Origin of the sequence: Gardnerella sp. 30-4, assembly GCF_001641215.1 — a bacterium.
GTDB lineage: Bacteria > Actinomycetota > Actinomycetes > Actinomycetales > Bifidobacteriaceae > Bifidobacterium > Bifidobacterium leopoldii.
In genome coordinates, this window is record NZ_LXJL01000154.1 from 1 (window position 1) to 1,558 (window position 1,558).

Genomic DNA, 1,558 nt, shown 5'->3' on the forward strand with positions numbered 1-1,558 from the left:
ACTATAAATTGATATAAACAAAGATGTAGGAGGAACCGAAACTATGACAGCCTCAATGCGTTTAAGATAAGCTGGCAATAAAAAAAGCAGAATCTATACCCGATGATAGGCTTTTTTGTTGTGCTTATTTATACGATATTGAGCATTCATTAGTTACGGTGAGGATATTGGTTATTTAACTATACCTTTATTTAACTATGTCTTTAATATGAATGTTTCCAAATTGTATGTATGCAGACCAAAAGCCACATTGTGGGGTTTGGCCTGCATTTTTTATTGCCTAGAATGCTATTCAAAATAGAAATTCAAGCAAAATAATATGCAGGAGATAATATAAATGGAAAAATACAACAATTGGAAACGAAAATTTTATGCAATATGGGCAGGGCAAGCAGTATCATTAATCACTAGTGCCATCCTGCAAATGGCGATTATTTTTTACCTTACAGAAAAAACAGGATCTGCGATGGTCTTGTCTATGGCTTCATTAGTAGGTTTTTTACCCTATGCGATTTTGGGACCTGCCATTGGTGTGCTAGTGGATCGTCATGATAGGAAGAAGATAATGATTGGTGCCGATTTAATTATCGCAGCAGCTGGTGCAGTGCTTGCTATTGTTGCATTCTGTATGGAGCTACCTGTCTGGATGATTATGATAGTATTGTTTATCCGTAGCATTGGAACAGCTTTTCATACCCCAGCACTCAATGCGGTTACACCAACTTTTAGTACCAGAAGAACAGCTAACGAAATGCGCAGGCTATAGTCAGTCTTTGCAGTCTATAAGCTATATTGTTAGTCCGGCAGTTGCAGCACTCTTATACTCCGTTTGGGATTTAAATGCTATTATTGCCATCGACGTATTGGGTGCTGTGATTGCATCTATTACGGTAGCAATTGTACGTATACCTAAGCTGGGTAATCAAGTGCAAAGTTTAGAACCAAATTTCATAAGGGAGATGAAAGAAGGAGTTGTGGTTCTGAGACAAAACAAAGGATTGTTTGCCTTATTACTCTTAGGAACACTATATACTTTTGTTTATATGCCAATCAATGCACTATTTCCTTTAATAAGCATGGAACACTTTAATGGAACGCCTGTGCATATTTCTATTACGGAAATTTCCTTTGCATTTGGGATGCTAGCAGGAGGCTTATTATTAGGAAGATTAGGGGGCTTCGAAAAGCATGTATTACTAATAACAAGTTCATTTTTTATAATGGGGACCAGTTTAGCCGTTTCGGGAATACTTCCTCCAAATGGATTTGTAATATTCGTAGTTTGCTGTGCAATAATGGGGCTTTCGGTGCCATTTTATAGCGGTGTGCAAACAGCTCTTTTTCAGGAGAAAATTAAGCCTGAATATTTAGGACGTGTATTTTCTTTGATCGGAAGTATCATGTCACTTGCTATGCCAATTGGGTTAATTCTTTCTGGATTCTTTGCTGATAAAATCGGTGTAAATCATTGGTTTTTACTATCAGGTATTTTAATTATTGGCATTGCTATAGTTTGCCAAATGATAACTGAGGTTAGAAAATTAGATTTAAAATAAAC

General features: G+C 36.5%; 1 pseudogene. It reads left to right on the plus strand.

Going from position 1 to position 1,558, the window contains the following annotated elements:
- The first annotated feature begins 337 nt into the window (after nt 1–337).
- Nucleotides 338–1,556, plus strand: a pseudogene (mef(A), locus tag A5294_RS06325) (macrolide efflux MFS transporter Mef(A)).
- Nucleotides 1,557–1,558 lie beyond the last annotated feature (2 nt).